This window comes from Nitrobacter sp., assembly GCF_047149785.1.
Taxonomy (GTDB): Bacteria; Pseudomonadota; Alphaproteobacteria; order Rhizobiales; family Xanthobacteraceae; genus Nitrobacter.
On sequence record NZ_BAAGBE010000001.1, the window covers coordinates 3,274,548 to 3,295,692 of the forward strand.

The window sequence follows — 21,145 nt, forward strand, 5'->3', positions numbered from 1 at the left end:
GCTGCCGTGCATGAAAGCTGCGTTACTTGCGCTCGATTGTCGCGGACTGCTCGGCCGCCTCGACGCCCGACGTCAACATCCGTTTGCCGTAGCGCCAGGTGAACTTGCCGACATCGTCCATCACCAGGAACATCGCGGGCACGAACACGAGCGATAGCAGCGTCGAGAACAGCAGACCCCCGATCACCGCCAGCGCCATCGGCGAGCGGAACTCTCCGCCGGCGCCGAACGCCAGCGCGCTCGGCATCATGCCCGCGACCATCGCGATGGTGGTCATCACGATGGGGCGGGCGCGCTTCATGCCGGCGTCGATGATCGCCTCCTCGCGCGCACGCCCCTCGCGGATCGATTCGACGGCGAACTCCACCAGCATGATGGCGTTCTTGGTGACGATGCCCATCAGCATCAGGATGCCGATCCAGACCGGCGTCGTGAGCTGCTTTCCCGTGAGCAGCAGCGCCATGATCGCGCCGCCGATCGACAGCGGCAGCGAGAACAGGATGGTGATCGGCTGCAGGAAGGTGCCGAACAGCAGCACCAGCACGGCGTAGACCATCATCAGGCCGGCTGTGATCGCGGTCGCAAATCCGTCCGACAATTCGTTCAGGCTTTCGGCGTCGCCGGAAGGACTGACCTTCACGCCTTTCGGCAAGGTCTTCATCACCGGCAGGTCGTCGATTTCCCTGGTCGCGTCGCCGAGCGCGGCGGTGCCGACCAGATCGGCCGCGACCGTGGCCTGCCGCTGCCGGTCGTAGCGGTTGATGCTGGTCGGACCCTGATCCAGCCGGATATCGGCGACGACCGACAGCGGGACGTGGCCGCGGCCGCCGCCGATCGGCACTTGCATCTGCTCCAGCGTCTTCAGGTCGGCGCGGGCGCTGTCCTCCAGTTGCACGCGGATCGGAACCTGGCGGTCGCCGGCGTCGAACTTCGCCAGCGCCGGACCGACGTCGCCGATGGTCGCGACGCGGATGGTTTGCGACAGTTGTTCGGTCGATACCCCGAGGCGCGCTGCGAGGTCCGCGTGCGGCCGGATGCGCAGTTCGGGGCGGTCGAGCGAGGTCTCCGGCGTGACGTTGGCGAGCAGCGGAATGCGCTTCATCTGCGTCGCCAGCTCGCTCGCGACATTGCTGACGATGCCGATGTCGGGTCCGGTCACCACCAGCGATACCGCGCGCAGGCCGTTCTCGTCGAGGAACCAGTAACGGATGTCGGGAACGCTTTCGAGTTCCTGCCCGATCGAGAGTTCAAGCTCGCGCTGGGTCATGCTGCGGTCTTGCTTCGGCGTGTAGTTGATGATCAGGGACGCGCGGCGCACTTCCTTAAGCCCGGGCGGCACGCGCCCGCCGTCGACGAACACGCTCTTCACCTCCGGCCGCTTGCGCAGCCGCGCCGCGATGTCTTCCGTCACCTTTTCGGTATAGGCGAGCTGCGATCCCGGCGGCAGCTCCATCGCCAGCAGCGAACGCGCGGTGTCCTGCGCAGGCAGGAAGCCCTGCGGCAGCAGCTTGATGCTCCAGATCGAGGCGGCGAAGATCGCAAGTCCGATCAGGACCGTCACATAGTAGTGCCGCACCGACCAGGTGACGAGGCCGGTGTAGGCGCGCAGCACCCGGCCGGGCGGCGGTGCCTCGTGCGGATGGTCCTTCATGAAATAGGCGGCGAGCACCGGCGTCACGAAACGCGCGGCCAGCAGCGAGAAAAACACCTGCACCGAGACGGTGATGCCGAACTGCTTGAAGAACTGCCCGGCGATGCCCGACATGAAGCTCGCCGGCGCGAAGATCGCGATGATGGTGAGGCTGATCGCGATCACCGCGAGACCGATTTCGTCGGCGGCTTCCAGCGCGGCGCGGTAGGGCGATTTGCCCATTCGCATGTGGCGCACGACGTTCTCGATCTCGACGATGGCGTCGTCGACGAGGATGCCGGTCGAGAGCGTGATGGCGAGGAAGCTGACCAGGTTCAGCGAGAAGCCGAGAATGTCCATCGCCCAGAACGCCGGGAAGATCGACAGCGGCAGCGAAATCGCCGCGATGATGGTCGCTCGGATGTCGCGAAGGAACAGGAAGACGATGATGACGGCGAGCGTCGCGCCTTCGAACAGGGTCGAGATCGCCGCCTCGTAGTTGCCATGGGTGAAATCCACAGAGGTGTCGATCAGCTTCAGATCGACGTCGGGATATTGCTCTTTCAGAGCGTCGATCCGTTGCTGCACCGCCTTCGCCACCACGACATCGCTCGCGCCCTTGGAGCGCTTGATGCCGAGCGCGACCACGGGCTCGCCGTTGAAGCGGGCGAAGGTCCGGCGGTCGGCGATGGTGTCGGTCACCGTGCCGAGATCGTCGAGCCGCAGTTCTCCGCCGGCCGGGAGCGAGATCATCGTTCCCGCCAGTTCGCTGATGGTCTTGGCGCCTGCGAGGGTCCGGATGACCTGATCGTTCTGTCCGATCTCCGCCCGTCCTCCGGCGACGTCGACATTGGTGCCGCGCAGGCGCTGGCTGACGTCGACCGCCGTCAGACCCGCAGCGCGCAGGCGATCCGGATCGAGCGAGACCAGGATCTCGCGCTCGACGCCGCCGATGCGCTCGACCTGGGCGACGCCGCGCACGCCCTGCAGCGCGCGCTTGACCACGTCATCGACGAAATACGACAGTTGCTCGGGCGTCTTGCCCGGCGAGATCGCGGCGTAGGTGACGATCGGCAGTCCGATGACGTCGACGCGCTGGATCAGCGGCTCGTTGACGTTCTGCGGGAGATTGGCGCGGACGCGCGTCACCGCGTCCTTGACGTCGTTCAGCGCCCGGTCGGTATTGGTCTCCAGCGCGAACTGGATCGTGGTCAGCGACAGGCCGTCGGTGATCGACGACGAAATATGCCGGACGCCCTCGACGCCCGAAACGCCGTCCTCGATGGTCTTGGTAACCTGCGCCTCGAGTTCGGCCGGCGCCGCGCCGAATTGCGAGACCGCCACCGAGATCACCGGGATATCGGCATTGGGCAGCCGCGTGATCGCGAGCCTGGTGAAGCTGACCCAGCCCAGCAACAGCAGAATGATCGAGAAGACGACGGACGGGAGCGGGTGCCGGATCGACCAGGCGGAAACATTGAGGGTCATCAACGGGCTCGCGATCGATCGAGGTCATCCGGAAACATGGCCCTGACCCGGTCGCCGTCATGCAGCGACGTGCCGGCATCGGCCACGACGGTTTCTCCGACTTTCAGGCCCTCGAGGATTTCGACGGCGGTGTCGGATGTCAGCCCGACGCGAACGTGTCGTGTCTCCACGATGTCTCCGTTGACGACCTGAACCGCCAGGTGATCGACAGCGGAGCGCGGAATGGCGACGCCGCAACTGCGTCTGGCGTCGATGCTGGCGCGGGCGAACATTCCGATCCGCAAAGTCGGGTCCGCGCTCAGGGACAGCCGGACGTGACCCATCTGGGTTTTGCGGTCGATCTCGGGCGACACCAGGCGGACACGCCCGACCAGGTCGGGCCCATCCTCGCGACTGACGCGCGCGCTCGCGCCCGGTTTGAGCTTGAGCACATGGATCGAAGGCACCTCGGCATCCAGTTCGATCTCGCCGTTGACCGCGATCCGAAACATCGGCGGAGCCTGTGGCGATGCCGGCGCTCCGACGGCGGTGCGAACCTGGGTGACGAGTCCGGCGGCGGGCGCGCGCAGGACGACGGCGCCCGGTTTGCCGGGAAGCGGCGCCAGCTTTGCCAGTTCCTGATTGAGCCTGACCGTGTCGCCCTCGCGCACCAGCACGTCGGTCACGCGCGACCCTTCCTGGTCCGGGATGACAACCGCTTCCTGGCGCGGAACGGCGAAGCCGGTCACACGGACCATGTCGGAAAAGCAGGCGTTGGTCGCACGGGCGACGGCCACGAGAGCGCCTTCGGACGGTCCGCTGTCGTCGGCGGACCGCGACGGGCTCACGACACCGATCGTTGCCGCCAGCATGCCCAAAAACAGGCCGGAGACGACCTTACGCCCGCATCGCGGCCGATATCCAGAATCCGGAAGTCGCGTCACCTTGCAATTCTTTCACGGGCACGCCGCGTGCCTCGACGGATGATGGTTTATGGCTGAAACGATGCTTCAACGCACGCCGTAGCCGGCAAACTCCTTCACGATATCAGGGTCCATGGCCTTGGCGTTGGCGATGTCCAGATTGCCCTCCGCGACGGCGCCGCTGCGCTGCCTTGCGAGGCCTCTTCCGTAAAGCGACGAGGTCAGCCTCGGGTTGATTCTGAGCGCGGCGTCGAAGTCCGCGATCGCGTCCTTGTTCGCGCCGCGTTTGAGGTTGAGCAGGCCGCGGCTGTCCAGCGCGTCGACGAAATCCGGCCGCAGCCTGAGCGCCTCGTCGCAGTCGCGCCGCGCCGACCGCAGGTCGCCGATCACGGTTCGGGTCCAGCAGCGATTGTTATAGGCCTCGACGTCCTTCGGATTGAGCCGGATCGTCGCATCGAAATCCTTGATGGCAAGCGCATAGGCGCCCTTGCTGGCATAGACCTGTCCGCGCCGGTAAAATGCGTTGGCGTCGTCGGATCTGGCGGCGATTCGGGAGGTCAGCGATTTGATCGTCGGATCGTCGGCCAGCGCAAGCGCGCTCTTGCCGTGGTCCTGCGGTCGCGGCGTTGCTGACGCTGGAGACGTTGTGGCGGGGCCGGGCGATGGTTCGGGCGCCGGAGGTTCGGACGCGACCGCGGCGGGCGTCGGCGGGCCGGATGCAACCGGGGCCGGAATAGCTGGCGGTGGCGCAACGGGCGGAGCTGCGCCGGGCGGCGACGCCGTCTCCGGACGCGGCGGCAAGGATGGAGGCGCCGCGGCAATGCCGGGCGTGCCGTGCTGGCCGGGAATGAAATAGAAATCCTCGGCCAGAGACGACGAAATCCACGGCACCTGTTCGGCGCGCGAGGCTCGCGTCACGCCGACGCGGGTGCGGTTCAGCGTTTCCTCGGCCGTCAGGTCCGGGACGCGAATCTCCTTCAGCAACTCGTTGACGAACAGGCTGTGACCGGTGCTGGCATCGCTGACCACCGAACTTAGCGCGGCCGAATACATCACGAGCGTTCCGCTCGGCGCGATCACCGGCGCCAGACCCGCCGAGAAGCTGCGGAAGCGGCGCTCGAACGGATTGCGGCGGGATGCGTCCACGAGCGCGATCTTGACGCCGGCGCCGCGATTGTTGATCTCGCCGAGGATGGTCTCGAGGCTGAAGCCGTCGCGCCGGACATCCGCTTCGGTCCAGATCTGCGCATTGACCGGAATGAGATAGCTCTGCCGTCCGGACTGGATGCCGTATCCGCTGAAGAAAATCAGCACGACGCTGCCCGGCCTGATGCGGCTGTAAAGACGCTTGAGCGCGAGCCGCATGTCCTCGCCCGTCAGATTCTCGCCGGTCTCGACGTCGAACCCGTCGTGCTTGAGTTCGTCGGCCACGTCGCGGGCGTCGTTGACCGGCTCCGTGAGCGGCGTTTCGCTGTCGGGGTATTTGGCGTTGCCGATCACGAGCGCGACCCGCGCGCCGGTCTCCGTCGCGGCCGCCGGCGCCATCGCGGGCAACGTCGTCAGCATCAACACGGCCAGGCCAGCAACTCGTAGGTTCATGCGAACGCCGTCCACCTGTGAGCGCCATTCCAGCCGCGCCGAGCCGACTTTATATGACGCTCTCCGCGTTTTCAAACCGCCGGTGCGGCGCTTGTCAATGCCCGGTGAATCGGGTCGCGATCAACCGCATTGACGCTGAATAGCGGCAGGCGAGCGCGGCCGCTCGCGTCGCCGCCGTCATTTGTTCGCGGCCTGCTGTTTCGCGGCCATGTTGACGACCTCGACGCGACGATTTTCCGGAGCGAACGGCTCTGCGGGATTCTTGTACCCCTCCTTCCCATATCCGGCCGAGATCAGGTTCGCCGCGGGAATCTTATACGTCTCAATGAGGAAGCGCTTCACGGCGGCGGCCCGGCGCTCGGAGAGCCCCTGATTGTAGGCGTCGGATCCCTTGCCGTCGGTGTGGCCGCCGAGCATGATGACGGAGCCCGCGAGTTCGTCGCTCGTCAGCGCCTTCCCGAGGCTGTGCAATTGTGGTTCGGCGCGCGGAGCAAGCGCCGCGGAATCGAAATCGAAATTGATGTCGAGGTCGATCTTCGGGCGTTTGGCGGCAATCGCGGCCAGGTGATCGCGGTCGCCCATCGACAGCGAGCGGGTCTTGCCGCGCACGCTCTTGACGAAGTCCAGATCGCCCTGGGTCAGCGCGGGCTGTGCGGGCGCGCTCAGGCTCCGCGTCCGTGACACCTTCAGCCCGTCGATGATCTGCTGCGCAGAGAGGTCTCCGGCCGAGACCTGCGGTGTTGCGATCACCGCCAGGCCGACCGCCAGCACGGCTGCTCTCAATCCTTTTCCGGACGTCGTCCGACGAGACATGATCTTCTCCTGTCCTTCATGGCCCGCCCCGCGACGAGGGCGGCTGACGCACTCTGGGCCGGGGTATCGGGCCATACTGTGATTTGCATCACGCTGATCTAAAAGGATTGCCGCCGCCCCCGACGGCCTTGATTCGACGCCATCGGGTCCGGTTTCGTTCAAGATTATTCAATGCGCCCCGGCGCATCAATGCCAAGCGGTCGGGAAACCTGCGGGGAACCGAATGCGGAGCTGCGCGTTTCCGCCATCCAGCCAAAACGATCGAAGGGCCTTCATTGCAGGATTGCACGGATCGGATCGTCGAGACCGACATTCCCGCGCGTCTCGACAGCCTGCGCTGGAGCATGTTTCATACGCGGGTCGTCACCGCGCTGGGCATCACCTGGATCCTCGACGGACTGGAGGTGACGCTCGCCGGCGCGCTGTCCGGCGCGCTCAAGGACAGCCCGACGCTGCGATTCACCAACCTGGATATCGGCTTGGCCAGCAGCGCCTATCTCGCCGGGGCCGTGCTCGGGGCGCTGGGTTTCGGCTGGCTGACGGACCGCATCGGGCGCAAGAAACTTTTTTTCGTCACGTTGGCTCTTTACCTGACGGCCACGGCGGCCACCGCGCTGTCATGGAATATCGGCAGCTTCGCGCTGTTCCGGTTCCTCACCGGCGCAGGCATCGGGGGCGAATACACCGCGATCAATTCGACGATCCAGGAACTGGTGCCGGCGCGCTATCGTGGATGGACCGATCTGACCATCAATGGCAGTTTCTGGGTCGGCGCCGCGCTCGGCGCGGTCGGCGCGATCGTCCTGCTCGATCCGCAGGTGATCGATCCCGAGCTTGGCTGGAGGCTTGCATTCCTGACCGGCGCCGTGCTGGGACTTGTGGTGTTCGTGATGCGACTGTGGATTCCGGAAAGCCCGCGCTGGCTGATCATTCACGGAAGGCCCGAGCAGGCGATGCGCATCGTCGCCGGCATCGAACGGATGGCGGCTCGCCATCCGGATGCGGCCGCAGATCGGGTGTGGCCGACGATCAGGCTTCGGATGCGCGACCACACGCCGTTGCGCGAGGTGGCGCGGACATTATTTTTCGTCTATCGGCAGCGGTCGCTGGTCGGCCTGGCGCTGATGATCGCGCAGGCGTTCTTCTACAATGCGATCTTCTTCACATACGCGCTGGTGCTGTCGGCCTTCTTCGACATTCCGGCGAACCGTATCGGCTGGTACATCCTGCCGTTCGCGGCGGGCAACTTTCTCGGACCGCTGTTGCTCGGGCGGCTGTTCGATACGGTCGGACGCCGCGCGATGATCGCCTTCACCTACGGGATCTCGGGCGTTCTGCTGGCCGTATCGGGCTATCTTTTCGCGGCAGGCGCTCTGACTGCGCAGACCCAGACGATCGCATGGATGGTGATCTTCTTTTTTGCCTCGCCGGCCGCCAGCGCGGCCTACCTGACCGTCAGCGAGACCTTTCCGCTTGAAGTGCGGGCGCTGGCGATCGCGATGTTCTACGCCGTCGGGACGGGGGTCGGCGGCGTCGCCGGCCCTGCGCTGTTCGGCGCCTTGATCGACAGCGGTTCGCGTGACAGCGTGTTCGCGGGATACTGCCTTGGATCGGCGCTGATGATCGCCGCCGCGCTGATCGGCTGGCGATACGGGATTGCCGCCGAACGGCGTCCGCTCGAATCGGTGGCGTCGCCGCTCGCCGTTGTGGAGTCGTGATGAATCGGGACTTAATGGAAACCGCGTCGAAGAAATCCGCTTTCATGGCCGACAACGAACCTCTTATGCCTCCGCTCGGCGCGTCCGCGCTGTTGCTCGATATCGACGGCACGCTGCTCGATCTCGCCCCGTCGCCGAGCGAGGTGCGCGTGCCCCCGGGGCTCGCAACATCGCTGTCACGGCTGCTGTCGCGGACGGATGGCGCGCTGGCGCTGGTCAGCGGGCGCCCGCTCGGCGACATCGACCGGATTTTCGCGCCGATGCTGTTCCCGGCCGTCGGCGGCCACGGCGCGGAGATGCGGATTTCGGTCGAAAGCGAGGCCGTGGCTTCACGCGCGCCGCCAATGAGCGTGGATTTGATCCGGCGTTTCGCGGCCATTGCCGAACTGCACGCCGGCATCCTGGTCGAGAACAAGGGTTATTCGCTGGCGCTGCATTTCAGGAAGGCCCCGGATGCAGAGCAGGCGATCTATGACGCGGTTTCGGCGGTTCGCGCCGACCTGCCGAACGCGCCGATCGAAGTGTTGCCCGGCAAGTTCGTATGCGAGATCAAGCCTTCCGGATTCACCAAGGCGACCGGCGTGACCGAATTGATGTCGCATGAGCCGTTCAAGGGGCGGCGCCCGGTCTTCATCGGCGACGACGTGACCGATGAAACGGTGTTCGCGATCATGCCGGATCTGAAGGGCCTGTCGTTTTCGGTGGGCCGGCGCGCCAAGGGTGTCGATGGCCACTTTCCCGCTCCCCGCGAGGTCAGGGCCTGGCTGAGCCGCCTCCTCGACGATGAACAGGCCGCCGCGGAATGACGGATCATGGCCTGGACCTCGCCGTCATCGGCAATTGCCGCACGGCCGCGCTTGTCGATCCGACCGCGCGGCTGGTGTGGTGGTGTTTCCCGCGCTTCGATTCCGACCCGGTGTTTTCGCGCCTGCTCGCGGGCAATGAAGAAAAGGGTTTCAGCGATGTCGTGCTGGACGGCATGGTCGATTACCAGTCGGATTATGTCCGCAACACCGCGGTCGTATCGACGGTCCTGACCGACAGCCGCGGCAATGCGGTGCGTGTCACCGACTTCGCGCCGCGTTTCCGGCAGTATGGCCGCATCTTTCGGCCGCCGCAGTTGTTTCGCATCATCGAGCCCGTCGCGGGCCTGCCCCGCATCACGATTCGCATCCGGCCGACGCACGCCTACGGCAAGCCGCTCAAGCGGCGTTCGATGGGCAGCAATCACATCCGCTACTTCGAAGACGACGATACGGCGATCCGCGTGACGACGGATGCGCCGCTGGCGCTGATCGAAAACGAAACGCCGTTCGTTCTGACGCGGCCGATGCATCTGGTGTTCGGCAACGACGAAGCCTTTCCCGGCGATCTGGCGTCGACCGCCCAGCGTTTTGCCGAGGAGACAAAAACCTATTGGCTGGGCTGGGTGCGGCGCCTCTACATCTCCTATGAATGGCAGGAAGCCATCATCCGTGCGGCCGTCACGCTCAAGCTGTCGAACTTCGAGGAGACCGGCGGCATCATCGCCGCGCACACCACGTCGATCCCCGAAGCGCCCGGTTCGGGCCGCACCTGGGACTATCGCTATTGCTGGTTGCGCGATGCCTATTTCGTCGTGAAGGCGCTCAATCGCGTCGGCGCGACGCGGACGATGGAGGATTTCATCGGCTTCACGCTGTCGATCGCATCGAATGCCGACGAGGATCTGAAGCCGGTCTACAGCGTGGTCCCGAACCTGCCGCTGGTCGAGTGGGTCGCCGCCGATCTTCAGGGCTATCGGGGCGACGGGCCGGTGCGTGTCGGCAATGCCGCGGTCGACCAGATACAGCACGACACCTACGGCAGCGCCATTCTGGCGGCGTTGCCGCTGTTCTTCGACCGCCGGCTGCCGCGCCCCGGCGACGAAAGTCTGTTCGCCCTGCTCGAATCGCTCGGCCACAAGGCGGCCAGGGTCGCGATGACCGGCGATGCCGGCATCTGGGAGTATCGCGGCCGCCAGCGCGTCCATACCCATTCCGCGGCGATGTGCTGGGCCGGGGTCAATCGGCTGGCGGCGATTGCGGAACGGCTTGGCCTGCCGGAGCGCGCGACGCACTGGAATGCGGTGGCCGACCCGTTGCATGCCGAACTGATGGATCGCGCCTGGAATCCGAAGCGCGAGGCCTTTACTTCCGCGTTCGGCTCCGACGACCTCGACGCGAGCGTGCTTCTGCTGCCCGAACTGGGCGTTTGCGAGGTCGATGATCCGCGATTCGTGAAAACCGTCGCCGCGATGGAGCGCGAGTTGCTGCGTGAGAAGCATGTGATGCGTTACGCCGCGGAGGATGACTTCGGCGTTCCGGTGACTGCGTTCCTGATCTGCCGGTTCTGGCTGATCGACGCCTGGTGGGCGCTGGGGCGGCGCGAGGAAGCGCGGGAGGCTTTTGTCGACGCGCTCGCGCATCGCAATCGTTTCGGGCTTCTTTCGGAAGACATCGATCCGAAAACGGGCGCGCTGTTCGGGAATTTTCCGCAGACCTATTCCATGGCGGGATTGATCCTGACCGGCATGAAGCTGTCGCGGAACTGGGAAGATCGCTACTGGCGCAGTTGATTGAATGACAGACAGACACGCTTCGTAAACGACGTTGTGACAACGAAGTTATTTCTTCGAGACGGGAACTTTGAGTATCGTTCCATCTTGCCCGAATTTGGCGTCAATTTGGTTGGAAGGAGGCGAGGAACCATATTGATGAACGAGCGTTTATCTGAAGGGCGTAATAATCAGGAGGGACCCTGTGAACCTCGTTGTGGTTTCGAATCGGGTAGCGCGAGCGCGGGCCAACGAGCCCCTGACAGGCGGCCTTGCGGCGGCGTTGTTGCCGGTTGTTGAAAAATCAGGCGCGATCTGGGTGGGTTCCAGCGGTCGTGTGCGCGACGGTTCGCACAAGGAATCATTTGCAGAAGTGGAAGCCCTGGGCGCCGGAGCGCTGGCTTTGCTCGATCTGCCGGCGGCGCATTACGGCGGATATTACGAAGGTTTCGCCAACTCGGCGCTATGGCCGGCGCTTCATTCCCGATCCGATCTCATTCGCGCGTCGCTGGACGATTATCAGTCGTACCGCGAGGTCAACGCCTTCATGGCGCGGGCCCTGATGCGTTTCCGCAAGCCGGACACCGCGTTCTGGATTCAGGATTATCATTTTCTGTCGCTGGGAGCCGAACTGCGCGATCTCGGTGTCCGGAATCCGATCGGCTTTTTCCTTCATACGCCCTGGCCCGCCCGCGCCATCATCGGCGCCGTTCCGCACCATTGCGAACTGGTCGAGGCGATGCTGGCTTACGACCTGATCGGATTCCAGACCGACGACGACTGCGACAATTTCCTCGACTATCTTCAGTCCGAACTCGGCCTCAAGGTCGAGGAGGGTGTCGTGACCTCGCGTTACGGCAAGTCGCGATGCGGCGTTTTTCCGATCGGAATCGATGTGGAGAAATTCGCGGTGCAGGCCGCCAGGGCCATCACCCATCCCGACGTCTCGCGGTTGCGACGCAGCCTGAACGGAGAACGACTGGCGATCGGCGTCGACCGGCTGGATTATTCGAAGGGGCTGGTCAACCGGATCAATGCATTCGACCGCATGCTGACCTCGCAGCCCGCGCTGAAGCGCGCCGTCTCGCTGCTGCAGATCGCCACTCCCTCCCGCGGCACCATCGCGGCATACGGCAACCTGCAGAGCGAACTTGCGAAACTCGTCAGCGACGTCAACGGCCGTCACGGCGAAACCGACTGGATGCCGATCCGCTATCTCAATCGGGGATTCAGCCAGACCGTGCTTTCAGGTCTTTACCGCACGGCGCGGGTGGGCGTGGTGACGCCACTGCACGACGGAATGAATCTCGTCGCCAAGGAATATGTTGCCGCGCAGAACCCGGAAGATCCGGGCGTGCTGGTATTGTCGAAATTCGCTGGCGCGGCCAATGAATTGCAAACGGCGCTGCTTGTGAACCCGCACGAAATCGACGGCATGGCGCGCGCTATCGCCACCGCCTTTTCGATGCCGCTGACAGAACGCCGGATGCGCTGGGAAGCCATGATGCGGAAGCTGCGCGCCGGCACCATCCAGCAGTGGTTTGCGGATTTCTCGGATGCGCTCCAGGATGCGCATGCCACAAACAAGGAATCGGCAAGCGATCGTCTTGCTGTCGGATCGCCGAAGCCGTGGCCGCTGCACGTGGTCGGCTCGCGGAGCGGCGCGGGCATTCATTAGAGCCTTCTCCGAATCCTTCGATTGAGCGGCGGTTGCCGACGCGCATGGCGTCGGGAGGTGCGGGGTGAGCCCTATGCCGCGCAGTTTCGTAACGCGACTTCCGCTTCAGCGTCCAGGTCGTCGAGGACCGCCTCAAAGGCGACGATCGCACTTTGGATGGAGGCGATTTCCGAGATTTGTTGTTTCGACAGCGGGCCGTGTTGTCCCATCAGCGCGACTATCAAGTCGCGACGGCGCTCCTTCAATTGAACGAGGGGCAGTCCGTGGTCTTCGAGCAGCGCAGGCATTGTAGCAATCTCCAGCCAACGCCGGAACAATAGCTAAAAAGTGCTGAGATCAATTTTCACTGACAGCTAAAATTATTTGGATCGGGCCATATGGTTGGCTGCCGGCAGCGGAAAGAAGCCGTCGTTCCGCCGCCGGGACGCAGTCCGGCCGGCCAAGGGATGTCTGGGTTGGTTAAGGAATGTCCGGGTCAGGTCGTGCACGAGACGGCGTGGCGTTTTCGGCAGGCCGCGGCGACCTATTGCTGTCCCCCCATTATCCAGATCGTCGTCATGGTGATGACAATCGCAATGAACTGCATGACGATGCGCATTCGCATCAGGTTCTGCGAACGGTTGGGGCTGCCGCCGCGCATCATGTTGATCAGACCCATCAGCAATACGACGACGACTGCGGCCAGCGCGACTGGAATCAGGATTTTGCTCAGGAATAGGGTCATGCCGATTGGTCTCCTGCCCGCGGGAAGTAACAGCGTGAGACGGGAGTGGTTCCGGCCAACCGCGCGTTGCCGGGCCACGGCCAGCCTGGAGAACCCCGCTCCGGCGGGGGTCTCACGAGCGCCATCCGCATGGCTTAATGCTGATCTGGAGCGTTAACTGATTGGGGCGTTTCACTGGATACGCCTCCGAGCGGCGGTCTCGGCATCCCTTGCACGGTCTTGCACAAGAGGATGTTGTTGACCGCTGCTGGAATCTCATAAACATCGCCTCGGTTTTCCTTCTATTTCTTCGCCGGCCTGCGCTGGACAGGACGAAGCGCATGGTTCGCGATCAGGAGCATCGTCTGGAACTGGTCCCGGACAGCTTCGATATCATCAAGGTCGTTGGCCGCTTTTATCAATCTTTTGATCGAGATCAGAGCTTGTCGCTCGTTCATCAAGCCTCCCGTCCCCACCGAGAATGCACTGCCGATCCGCGGAGGATGTGGGACATCAGACCGGCAGTCCAGCGCCGGGTATGCCCGGCCTTCTGACCATATCCGAAACCGCCACCGGGATGCTTTCACGAGAGTGTGTGTGCCGTTGTTTGGGCCGGGCCGCTTCCGGCAGGATTTTTGTCGGAACGCCGAGTTGCGGGAGCAGGCAAATCATGAGCGTGATCCCGCCATTCGTGGTCGTCTGAATCGATAGCGGACGCCTGCTGCCACATTGCGGGCGAAGGCGTCGGCTTGCGGCAAACGACTGAGGCGATGCGGATCATCTGCTATTCCATCGCACGCGTTCATGCCGCGAAAGACATGGCATTTTGTATTTTTCATGTATTTATGGAAAATCCCGGCCTCAGGACGCGGCTCTCTTGCAAAAAGCGGCACGTCCCGTCATGAGAAAGCGCCCGGAGAGATGGCCGAGTGGCTTAAGGCGCACGCTTGGAAAGCGTGTGTGCGGGAAACCGTACCGTGGGTTCGAATCCCACTCTCTCCGCCATATCGCATTGATATACGATAATATTTACGGATTTTGTGCATCCGACCCCCGGATCTACCCCCAGCAAGATCCAGCATCAGCGGCCGATCATCGTTAAAATATCATTGTTTTAACGATTCGGCTCAAATCGGCTGAAAGGGCATTCGTCCAATTCCATAAAAATTCTAGGCCCCAGCGAATCGCACTATGCGAGCAGAATCGTTGGCTGGGCAGCCTTTGATTGGGGTGACGATGGCAACATTTCATGGGTCCATTGATGAACTAAAGGAAACGATAGCTGCGGCTGGAATTCCGGGAGAGTGGCACTAAAGCATGATTGTTTCATGTTGAAGCGTATCCGGCATTGGTAATGTAGTTGGCGCATTCCTGCGGGGTGAAGCGGTCCAGCAAGGCGCCGATGCGCATCCATGTGGCTTCGACGGTTCGCTCGGCGGCCTTTCGGAGCAGGGTCTTGAGCTTGGCGAAGACCTGCTCGATTGGATTGAGGTCGGGACTGTAGGGCGGCAGGAAGAACAGTTTGGCGCCCCCCGAGCGAATGGCACGGCGCACGGCTTTGCCTTTGTGGCTGCCGAGATTGTCAATGATGACGATGTCTCCAGGCTTGAGGGTCGGAACCAGCACCTGCTCGACGTAAGCCAGGAAGCTCTCGCCGTTGATCGGACCATCGATTACGCAGGGAGCGTCGATACGGTCGTGGCGTAGCGCAGCCAGAAAGGTCAGTGTCCGCCAGCGGCCATGGGGCACCTTGGCGACCAGTCGCTCGCCACGGCGTGCGCGGCCATGGGTTCGCGTCATGTTAGTCTTGGCCCAGGTCTCGTCAATGAAGACCAGTCGGGAAGCATCAAGCCGTCCTTGATACTTTTGCCATTGCGCCCGCCGCCGCGCGACGTCGGGACGATCCTGCTCGCTGGCGTGCAGGCTTTTTTTGAAGCTGATGCCTTCGTGCTCGAAGAAGTGCCACACCGCGTAATAGCTGACCGTGATTCCACGCCCGGCCAGTTCCGCAAGCAGCGCGCGCAACGTCACGTCCGGTTGTTCGGAAAGCCGCTTGAGCAGCCAGGCGCGTTCGGAAGACAGCACGTAGGGACGATTGCCGCCCATCTGCCGCGCCGCCGCGCTTCCGGTCTCGCGAAACCGCTGTGACCACTTCACCACGCTGGCAACGCTGACCTTGAAGGTGGCTGCCACCGATCGACAGCTTTCTCCAGCCGCCACAGCGGCAACGACACGTTCGCGCAGATCAAGAGAATAGGCTCGCCCCATCGGATGCGGCCTCCACCCAGCAAGCATGGTGATGATGTGGACGCCCCTGCACCGGCCAGCAGCCGCTATGCTGTCGATCGGCACCGAAGCAGGAGAGGAGCGTGTACGATGACGATCTCCCTGCTTCGAGATGCCCGTGGGCTTGAAATACGCTCTTCGCCAGATCATCTAGAAGCCCAACAATTGTTGGCGAATGGTCCTCAAGGACCGATCGGGCCTTAATTGGTCATCCAGCAAGGGCACCGTTTGGTTTGACGGTCCGAATGAAGCGAAAGGCCAGCCTTGAAGCGGCTACGATAGCGGTGCTGAACGGTGGGAAAAAGGTTCTTTCCGCGTTTTGTGCTGCATCACTTGCTGACCAACTATTGCTCCAGCCGAACCTCCGATCAAGGCAATGATCAACAGGGTTCCTTCGGAAATGCGCCACAGCCGATCTTGAGCTGCATGCTTATCATAATAGAAGAGAACAAATTCCGTGAGATTCAGAATGATCAACAGAACGGCAATAAGCAAAACCGCAATCCAGCGTTTTTCCATTTTATCTCATCGACATCTGATTATGATATCCATTTCGGGATAGATATGCCGGAAAGGCTCGTCAACTATCCTAATGGCGCCGGATGCTGACGTAGCCGCTCCTTACGTGAGAGTTATTACAGGTGCGACCAATTCTCGGCCGCTCGAAGAATCTCGCTAAGAAGCGCCTGCTGTTCTTTGACCTGTTGTGGCTTGAGAAACATTTGAATTGAAGCTTGGCCTTATTCTCCGCCCCGAGTCCCGCCTCTTCTAATTTCGTCATGAATGCAGGCTGTTTCTCAGACCCGACCTTGAATCGTACAGGACAATGGGTAGCGATCTTTCGCGGAAAAAAGTTCGCAAACATGTAGCATGAAGCCCGACTGCAATATGCGTCCGATTGTATGTCACTTTCGGTTCAACACCGGCACCTGCAATCAGGGCGATATCGCGTCGGCGCTCGTTCGCGATGCGCGTGCGCGTTTCAAGTATCTTACGCGATCGCTGATGCAGCCTGACGGAACGCTTGCCCCGGCGGTGGTCTCCGGCGGCTCGCCCGGCTCGACCTTGCCGCCAGTAATTTCCCACAGCCCCGCGAGCGTTTTGCCTTCCGGTCGCTGAGGATACGTTTGTTGGCATCGACCAGCGCGCAGGCAACGACGAGTGTCAGTTTGATGTCAGTTAGGTGGCTTTCATTAGACGCAATCGGCTGCGATTCTATCGCCTCGGCTGGCAATATGTCAGCTGCACGGATACTGCACGACGGAGGACACGCGTGGAAACAGGTAATAGCTCTCGCCGATCGGGACCGTTCCGCTAATCGTATAACCAAGGTTGGGCGTGTATTGGTACGTGACCTCACCGAGTATCAACGATGCGTTGGCCGGCGAGGGAGTGCCGAGAGCCGATGGCAAAGTTACCGGCTGATTGACTGGCCGCGGGGATCCGTTGAGCGCCTTGCTCCACGTCACGATCGCCTTGCCATTGGCGTCTGTAGATACTTACGATACCGTTACCGTCGCGTTCGCGGCGGAATAGGGTGCGATCGTCGCCGACGACGCGCCAAGCATAATGCTCAACGCTGAGTCGGTGACGCATGCGTTTCGTGATACCAGGTCCGCGACCGTGTGGGCGGTCTCGCTGACCTTGACGCTGATCGCTAGCCCGTTCGCGAGTTCAACGCCGCCCACATAGAGCAGCAGCATGAACGGCACCAAGATGGCGAATTCCACCGCGGCCACGGCCCGATCATCGACCCAAAAATTCCGCACGCGATGAAGCCTCCGGATCATGAGTTGGTAAAAGCTGTCATTCGGCATGCAAAATTGACCCCGTAAGCCGGGGGATCGGCGTCCAAAATTGACCCCCTACAGGTTGGCTGTTGCGCTGCCTGCTTTGTCATGAAGCAGGTGGTCGGGGATGCTGATCGTGGAGACGATTGCGCGGATACGGCGCGAGCACTTCATCAAGGGCAAGACGATCAAGGAGATTGCCCGTGACCTGAAGGTGTCGCGGAACACGGTCCGGAAGGTGCTGAGGTCGGGAGAGACCTCGTTCGAGTATGAGCGTTCGATCCAGCCGCGCCCCAAACTCGGGCGTTGGGCGCCGGAGCTTGATGACCTGCTGGCGGCGAACGCGGCCAAATCCGCTCGCGAGCAATTGACGCTGATCCGGATCTTCGAAGAGTTGCGCGGCCACGGCTATGACGGCGGATACGATGCCGTGCGGCGTTACGCCAGGCGGTGGAGCAAGGAGCGCGGACAATCGACCGCGACGGCCTATGTTCCGTTGAGCTTCGCGCCGGGCGAAGCTTACCAGTTCGACTGGAGCCACGAGATCGTTTTCCTCAATGGCGTGACGGTGCTCGTGAAGGTCGCCCACGTCCGGCTGTGCCATAGCCGCATGCTGTTCGTGCTGGCCTATCCGCGCGAGACGCAGGAGATGGTGTTCGATGCCCATGACCGGGCCTTCGCGCTGTTCAAGGGCACCTGCAGCCGCGGCATCTACGACAACATGAAGACGGCGGTGGAGACGATCTTCGTCGGCGAGGATCGCCGCTACAATCGCCGCTTCCTGCAGATGTGCAGCCACTATCTGGTCGACCCGGTCGCCTGCACGCCGGCGTCGGGCTGGGAGAAGGGACAGGTCGAGAACCAGGTCGGACTGGTCCGGGAACGGTTCTTCACGCCACGGCTGCGGTTCAAAAAGCTGGACGAACTAAACGCCTGGCTGCTCGACAAAGGCATCGCCCATGCCAAAGCGCATCGACATCCAGAACTGGCCGATCAGACGATCTGGAACGTGTTCGAAGCCGAACGCCCCAGGCTCGTTCGCTATGCCGGTCGGTTCGACGGATTCCGTGCTGTGTCGGCGTCGGTCTCCAAGACCTGCCTGGTGCGCTTCGACAACAACAAATACTCGGTTACAGCCAGCGCCGTCGGACGTCCGGTCGAGGTCCAGGCTTATGCCGACCGCATCGTGATCCGTCAGGACGGGCGCATCGTTGCCGAGCATCCGCGATCATTCGGCCACGGCGAGACGACCTACGATCCCTGGCATTACGTGCCGGTGCTCGCGCGCAAACCTGGGGCCTTACGTAACGGCGCACCCTTCAAGGATTGGGGTGCTGCCGGCCGCGATCGAGCGGATCCGACGCAGGCTCGCCAGCACCGACGACGGCAATCGGCAGATGGTCGACATCCTCAACGCGGTGCTGACCGATGGTCTGCCGGCGGTCGAAGCGGCCTGTGCCGAAGCGCTTGGTCATGGCGTCCATTCCGCTGACGTCGTTCTCAACATCCTGGCTCGCCAGCGTGAGCCCGCCCCGCCGGCCAACATCATGACGCCAGCGGCACTGACGCTCCGCCATGCGCCGATCGCCGATTGTGCCCGCTACGACAACCTCCGGAGGATCATTTGATGGAACGAACTCAAATCTTCGACCTCATGGGCGAACTCAAGCTTTACGGCATGAAGGCCGCCTTCGACGAGATCATGGCGACAGCCGTCAAGCGCCAGCACGAACCCCAGCGCATCGTCGGCGACCTGCTCAGCGCCGAGATCAACGAGAAGCAGGCGCGGTCGATCAGGTACCAGCTCACCATCGCCAAGCTGCCATTGGCCAAGGATCTCGATGACTTCCAGTTCGAAGGCACGCCGATCAATCAGACGCTCGTCAATGATCTCGCCGCCGGCGGTTTCATTGCCCAGCAGCGCAACGTCGTGCTGGTTGGTGGCACTGGCACAGGTAAGACTCACCTGGCCATCGCCATCGCCAGAAGTTGCATCCGATCCGGTGCCCGTGGCCGCTTCTACAACGTGGTCGACCTCGTCAATCGCCTCGAGAGCGAGACCCGTAATGGACGTCAGGGCCGGCTTGCCGAACATCTGACCCGGATGGACTTCATCGTGCTGGACGAGCTCGGATACCGTCGCCCGCCTGCGCTCGACCGCCTCGCGCGTGTTCCAGTTTGGCATCGGCGCTTCGTATTGCACCATCGATCCGACGCGCGATCTGACCCACGCGCTCACCAGAGCGCCCAAGGCCAATCCCCGCCCGGCGCTGACCGACCCCGACGACGTTGGCGACCTGATGCGCCGGATCGAAGTCTACGACGCCAAGAACGGCGGGCTGGTGCGCTACGCGCTCAAAATGATCGCCTTGACTATGGTGCGGCCTGGCGAGCTGCGGCTCGCCGAATGGACCGAGTTCGACGAAAAGAACCGCGTTTGGGCGATCCCTGCCGAAAAGATGAAGATGCGCGATCACCACGAAGTGCCGCTGTCGTGCCAGGCGCTTGCGATCCTTGCCGAGTTGCGACCTCTGACCGGCCGTGGTCGTTACCTATTCTCCCACGACGACGAAGTGCCGATGTCCGACAATACGATCAACAAGGCGCTGCGCATCATGGGCTACGACACCCGTCCGGGCGGCGATCATTGCGCGCACGGCTTCCGTTCCACGGCCTCGACCTTGCTCAACGAAGAAGGCGAGTTTGATGGCGATATCGTCGAGGCTCAGCTTGCCCATGAAACGGATGAAAAGAAGCGCCGCCGCCGCGACGAGGTTGTCCGGCGCCAGCTTGCCAAGGGCGACAAGAACAAGATTCGCGGCATCTATAATCGCGCCGCCTATTGGCGCGAGCGCGTGCGTCTGATGCAGCATTGGGCCGATCGCCTCGACCGCCTGCGAGAAAGCGTCGTCGTGCCGCTGCGCAAATCGGCTTAAAGTGCCGCCCGCGATTCAACCCGCGGCAGCGAGGCGTGATATTCGTCGATGCTGTCGAGGTCGATGAGGGTCTTGCCGCCCATCTTGTAGGCCTTGATCCGCTCCCGCGCGATCAGTTCATAAGCCTTGGTTTTGCCGAACCTGCCATAGCGGCAGCCGTCCTTGAACTCGACGAGCCGCCGTCTGTTGTCATGAATGTCAGCCATGTCCATACAGGCGCTTTGATAGTCTCCGCCACGGTCGTATCGAGATCAACTGTGGAGGTGTTGTTGGAGTGCGATTGACTCTTACGTTGCCAACGATGCCGACGAAAAGGTCCTTCGATGCGGTCGCCAACTCCTGCGTAGAGGAGAGTAAAAATCGGATAGGCGGACACGCTGCCGATGGTCTCTTTGCAGGACGCGCCGAACCAAATCGAAAGCAGAAGCGTCTTTCCGGCCTGTTCCGAAGCGTCTTTCCGGCCTGTTCCGAACGCACGAGCAGCGGTGAGTAACATGATCGGCTTTCGATGGTCGTGGGGCCAAATTGAGCAGGACTGCGATCCTACACCGGCGACGTATAACCTGGCCGGCCATGAATGGTGCAAATCCTCAACTTACTGAAATATAATAATATATTGATTTTACTTGGAAAATAATTGAATGGTGTCGGGTTTTGTCCTATATAGAGTGTCGGGTTTTTGTAAGGAATGCCACCCCATGCCCCGGAAGCTGACAATGCGGGAGAAAATAGAACGGCAAATCGCCCGAAAGCAGAGCGATGACGTGTTCCTGACGCGCGAGTTCAAACGGCTCGGCGGTGAGGATCAGGTGCTGCGCGCCCTCCGATCGCTTGTCAAAGATGGCCGGTTGGTGCGGCTTGGCTATGGTGTCTACGGGCGCGCAATGCGGTCCCGCTTGAGCGGCAGACCGATGCTCAGCAGCCACGAGGGATTCTCCGGAGTCGCTCGGTGTCGCATGGGAGCCGACCAGGGCCGAGCGCGCCTATACTGAAGGTCGCTCGACGCAGGTCCCGGTGAATCCCGTCG

The 21,145-nt window shown here is 62.5% G+C and carries 15 protein-coding genes, 1 tRNA gene and 3 pseudogenes; 8 read left to right on the forward strand and 11 right to left on the reverse strand.

Annotation, left to right across the window (positions count from 1 at the left end; genetic code table 11):
* Positions 1–22 precede the first annotated feature (22 nt).
* From ACMDCM_RS15290 to ACMDCM_RS15305, 4 genes are all read right to left on the reverse strand, one after another.
* Positions 23–3,118: an efflux RND transporter permease subunit gene (locus ACMDCM_RS15290; protein WP_412774346.1), complete on the reverse strand. Its 3,096-nt coding sequence runs from the start codon at positions 3,116–3,118 to the stop codon at positions 23–25.
* Positions 3,118–3,969 carry an efflux RND transporter periplasmic adaptor subunit gene (locus ACMDCM_RS15295; RefSeq protein ID WP_412774774.1) on the reverse strand — a complete coding sequence of 284 codons (852 nt, stop codon included), beginning with the start codon at positions 3,967–3,969 and terminating at the stop codon, positions 3,118–3,120. Before ACMDCM_RS15295 ends, ACMDCM_RS15290 begins: the two co-directional genes overlap by 1 nt.
* 138 nt (positions 3,970–4,107) lie before the next feature.
* On the reverse strand, positions 4,108–5,619 hold the full coding sequence (locus ACMDCM_RS15300; RefSeq protein WP_412774347.1) for a caspase family protein: 1,512 nt from the start codon (positions 5,617–5,619) through the stop codon (positions 4,108–4,110).
* A gap of 177 nt (positions 5,620–5,796) precedes the next feature.
* Positions 5,797–6,432 carry an OmpA family protein gene (locus ACMDCM_RS15305; protein ID WP_412774348.1) on the reverse strand — a complete coding sequence of 212 codons (636 nt, stop codon included), beginning with the start codon at positions 6,430–6,432 and terminating at the stop codon, positions 5,797–5,799.
* 344 nt (positions 6,433–6,776) lie between these two features.
* Between ACMDCM_RS15305 and ACMDCM_RS15310 the strand changes: the two genes are divergently transcribed.
* The 4 genes from ACMDCM_RS15310 (at position 6,777) to ACMDCM_RS15325 (ending at position 12,403) form a co-directional block, all read left to right on the forward strand.
* Positions 6,777–8,150, forward strand: a complete 1,374-nt coding sequence (locus ACMDCM_RS15310) for an MFS transporter (RefSeq protein WP_412774775.1) — start codon at positions 6,777–6,779, stop codon at positions 8,148–8,150.
* A 44-nt stretch (positions 8,151–8,194) separates the two neighbouring features.
* Positions 8,195–8,956, forward strand: a complete 762-nt coding sequence (gene otsB / locus ACMDCM_RS15315) for a trehalose-phosphatase (protein WP_412774776.1) — start codon at positions 8,195–8,197, stop codon at positions 8,954–8,956.
* Complete coding sequence (locus tag ACMDCM_RS15320) at positions 8,953–10,746, forward strand: glycoside hydrolase family 15 protein (protein ID WP_412774349.1); 1,794 nt, start codon at positions 8,953–8,955, stop codon at positions 10,744–10,746. The genes otsB and ACMDCM_RS15320 overlap by 4 nt, the downstream gene beginning before the upstream one ends.
* 184 nt (positions 10,747–10,930) lie before the next feature.
* The gene (locus tag ACMDCM_RS15325; RefSeq protein ID WP_412774350.1) at positions 10,931–12,403 is read left to right on the forward strand and encodes a trehalose-6-phosphate synthase; all 1,473 of its coding nucleotides are present in this window, start codon (positions 10,931–10,933) and stop codon (positions 12,401–12,403) included.
* Between the two features lie 71 nt (positions 12,404–12,474).
* Here the strand turns inward: ACMDCM_RS15325 and ACMDCM_RS15330 are convergent, their stop codons facing one another.
* Both ACMDCM_RS15330 and ACMDCM_RS15335 read right to left on the reverse strand, forming a co-directional pair.
* Complete coding sequence (locus tag ACMDCM_RS15330) at positions 12,475–12,690, reverse strand: hypothetical protein (protein ID WP_412774351.1); 216 nt, start codon at positions 12,688–12,690, stop codon at positions 12,475–12,477.
* A 236-nt stretch (positions 12,691–12,926) separates the two neighbouring features.
* The gene (locus ACMDCM_RS15335; RefSeq protein WP_412774352.1) at positions 12,927–13,127 is read right to left on the reverse strand and encodes a twin transmembrane helix small protein; all 201 of its coding nucleotides are present in this window, start codon (positions 13,125–13,127) and stop codon (positions 12,927–12,929) included.
* An 894-nt stretch (positions 13,128–14,021) separates the two neighbouring features.
* On the opposite strand from ACMDCM_RS15335, the gene ACMDCM_RS15340 reads away from it, so the two are divergent.
* Positions 14,022–14,111: transfer RNA gene (locus ACMDCM_RS15340), tRNA-Ser, on the forward strand.
* A 321-nt stretch (positions 14,112–14,432) separates the two neighbouring features.
* Here ACMDCM_RS15340 and ACMDCM_RS15345 read toward each other — a convergent pair.
* From ACMDCM_RS15345 to ACMDCM_RS15360, 4 genes and pseudogenes are all read right to left on the reverse strand, one after another.
* Positions 14,433–15,374 carry an IS630 family transposase gene (locus ACMDCM_RS15345; protein WP_412774353.1) on the reverse strand — a complete coding sequence of 314 codons (942 nt, stop codon included), beginning with the start codon at positions 15,372–15,374 and terminating at the stop codon, positions 14,433–14,435.
* Between the two features lie 291 nt (positions 15,375–15,665).
* Positions 15,666–15,911, reverse strand: coding sequence for a DUF1294 domain-containing protein (locus ACMDCM_RS15350; protein WP_412774354.1), 246 nt, complete (start codon positions 15,909–15,911; stop codon positions 15,666–15,668).
* Positions 15,912–16,426: 515 nt separating this feature from the next.
* Positions 16,427–16,596, reverse strand: a pseudogene (locus ACMDCM_RS15355) (NUDIX domain-containing protein); the annotation flags it as partial.
* A gap of 295 nt (positions 16,597–16,891) precedes the next feature.
* Positions 16,892–17,209: a TadE/TadG family type IV pilus assembly protein gene (locus ACMDCM_RS15360; protein ID WP_412774355.1), complete on the reverse strand. Its 318-nt coding sequence runs from the start codon at positions 17,207–17,209 to the stop codon at positions 16,892–16,894.
* Positions 17,210–17,309: 100 nt separating this feature from the next.
* On the opposite strand from ACMDCM_RS15360, the pseudogene istA reads away from it, so the two are divergent.
* The 3 genes and pseudogenes from istA to ACMDCM_RS15375 form a co-directional block, all read left to right on the forward strand.
* Positions 17,310–18,801, forward strand: a pseudogene (istA, locus tag ACMDCM_RS15365) (IS21 family transposase); the annotation flags it as partial.
* An 8-nt stretch (positions 18,802–18,809) separates the two neighbouring features.
* Positions 18,810–19,319, forward strand: a pseudogene (locus tag ACMDCM_RS15370) (ATP-binding protein); the annotation flags it as partial.
* A 31-nt stretch (positions 19,320–19,350) separates the two neighbouring features.
* Positions 19,351–20,118: a tyrosine-type recombinase/integrase gene (locus ACMDCM_RS15375; protein WP_412774356.1), complete on the forward strand. Its 768-nt coding sequence runs from the start codon at positions 19,351–19,353 to the stop codon at positions 20,116–20,118.
* Here the strand turns inward: ACMDCM_RS15375 and ACMDCM_RS15380 are convergent.
* Entirely contained in the window at positions 20,115–20,324 is a 210-nt protein-coding gene (locus ACMDCM_RS15380; RefSeq protein ID WP_412774357.1) for a hypothetical protein, read from the reverse strand. The genes ACMDCM_RS15375 and ACMDCM_RS15380 overlap by 4 nt on opposite strands.
* Positions 20,325–21,145: the final 821 nt, after the last annotated feature.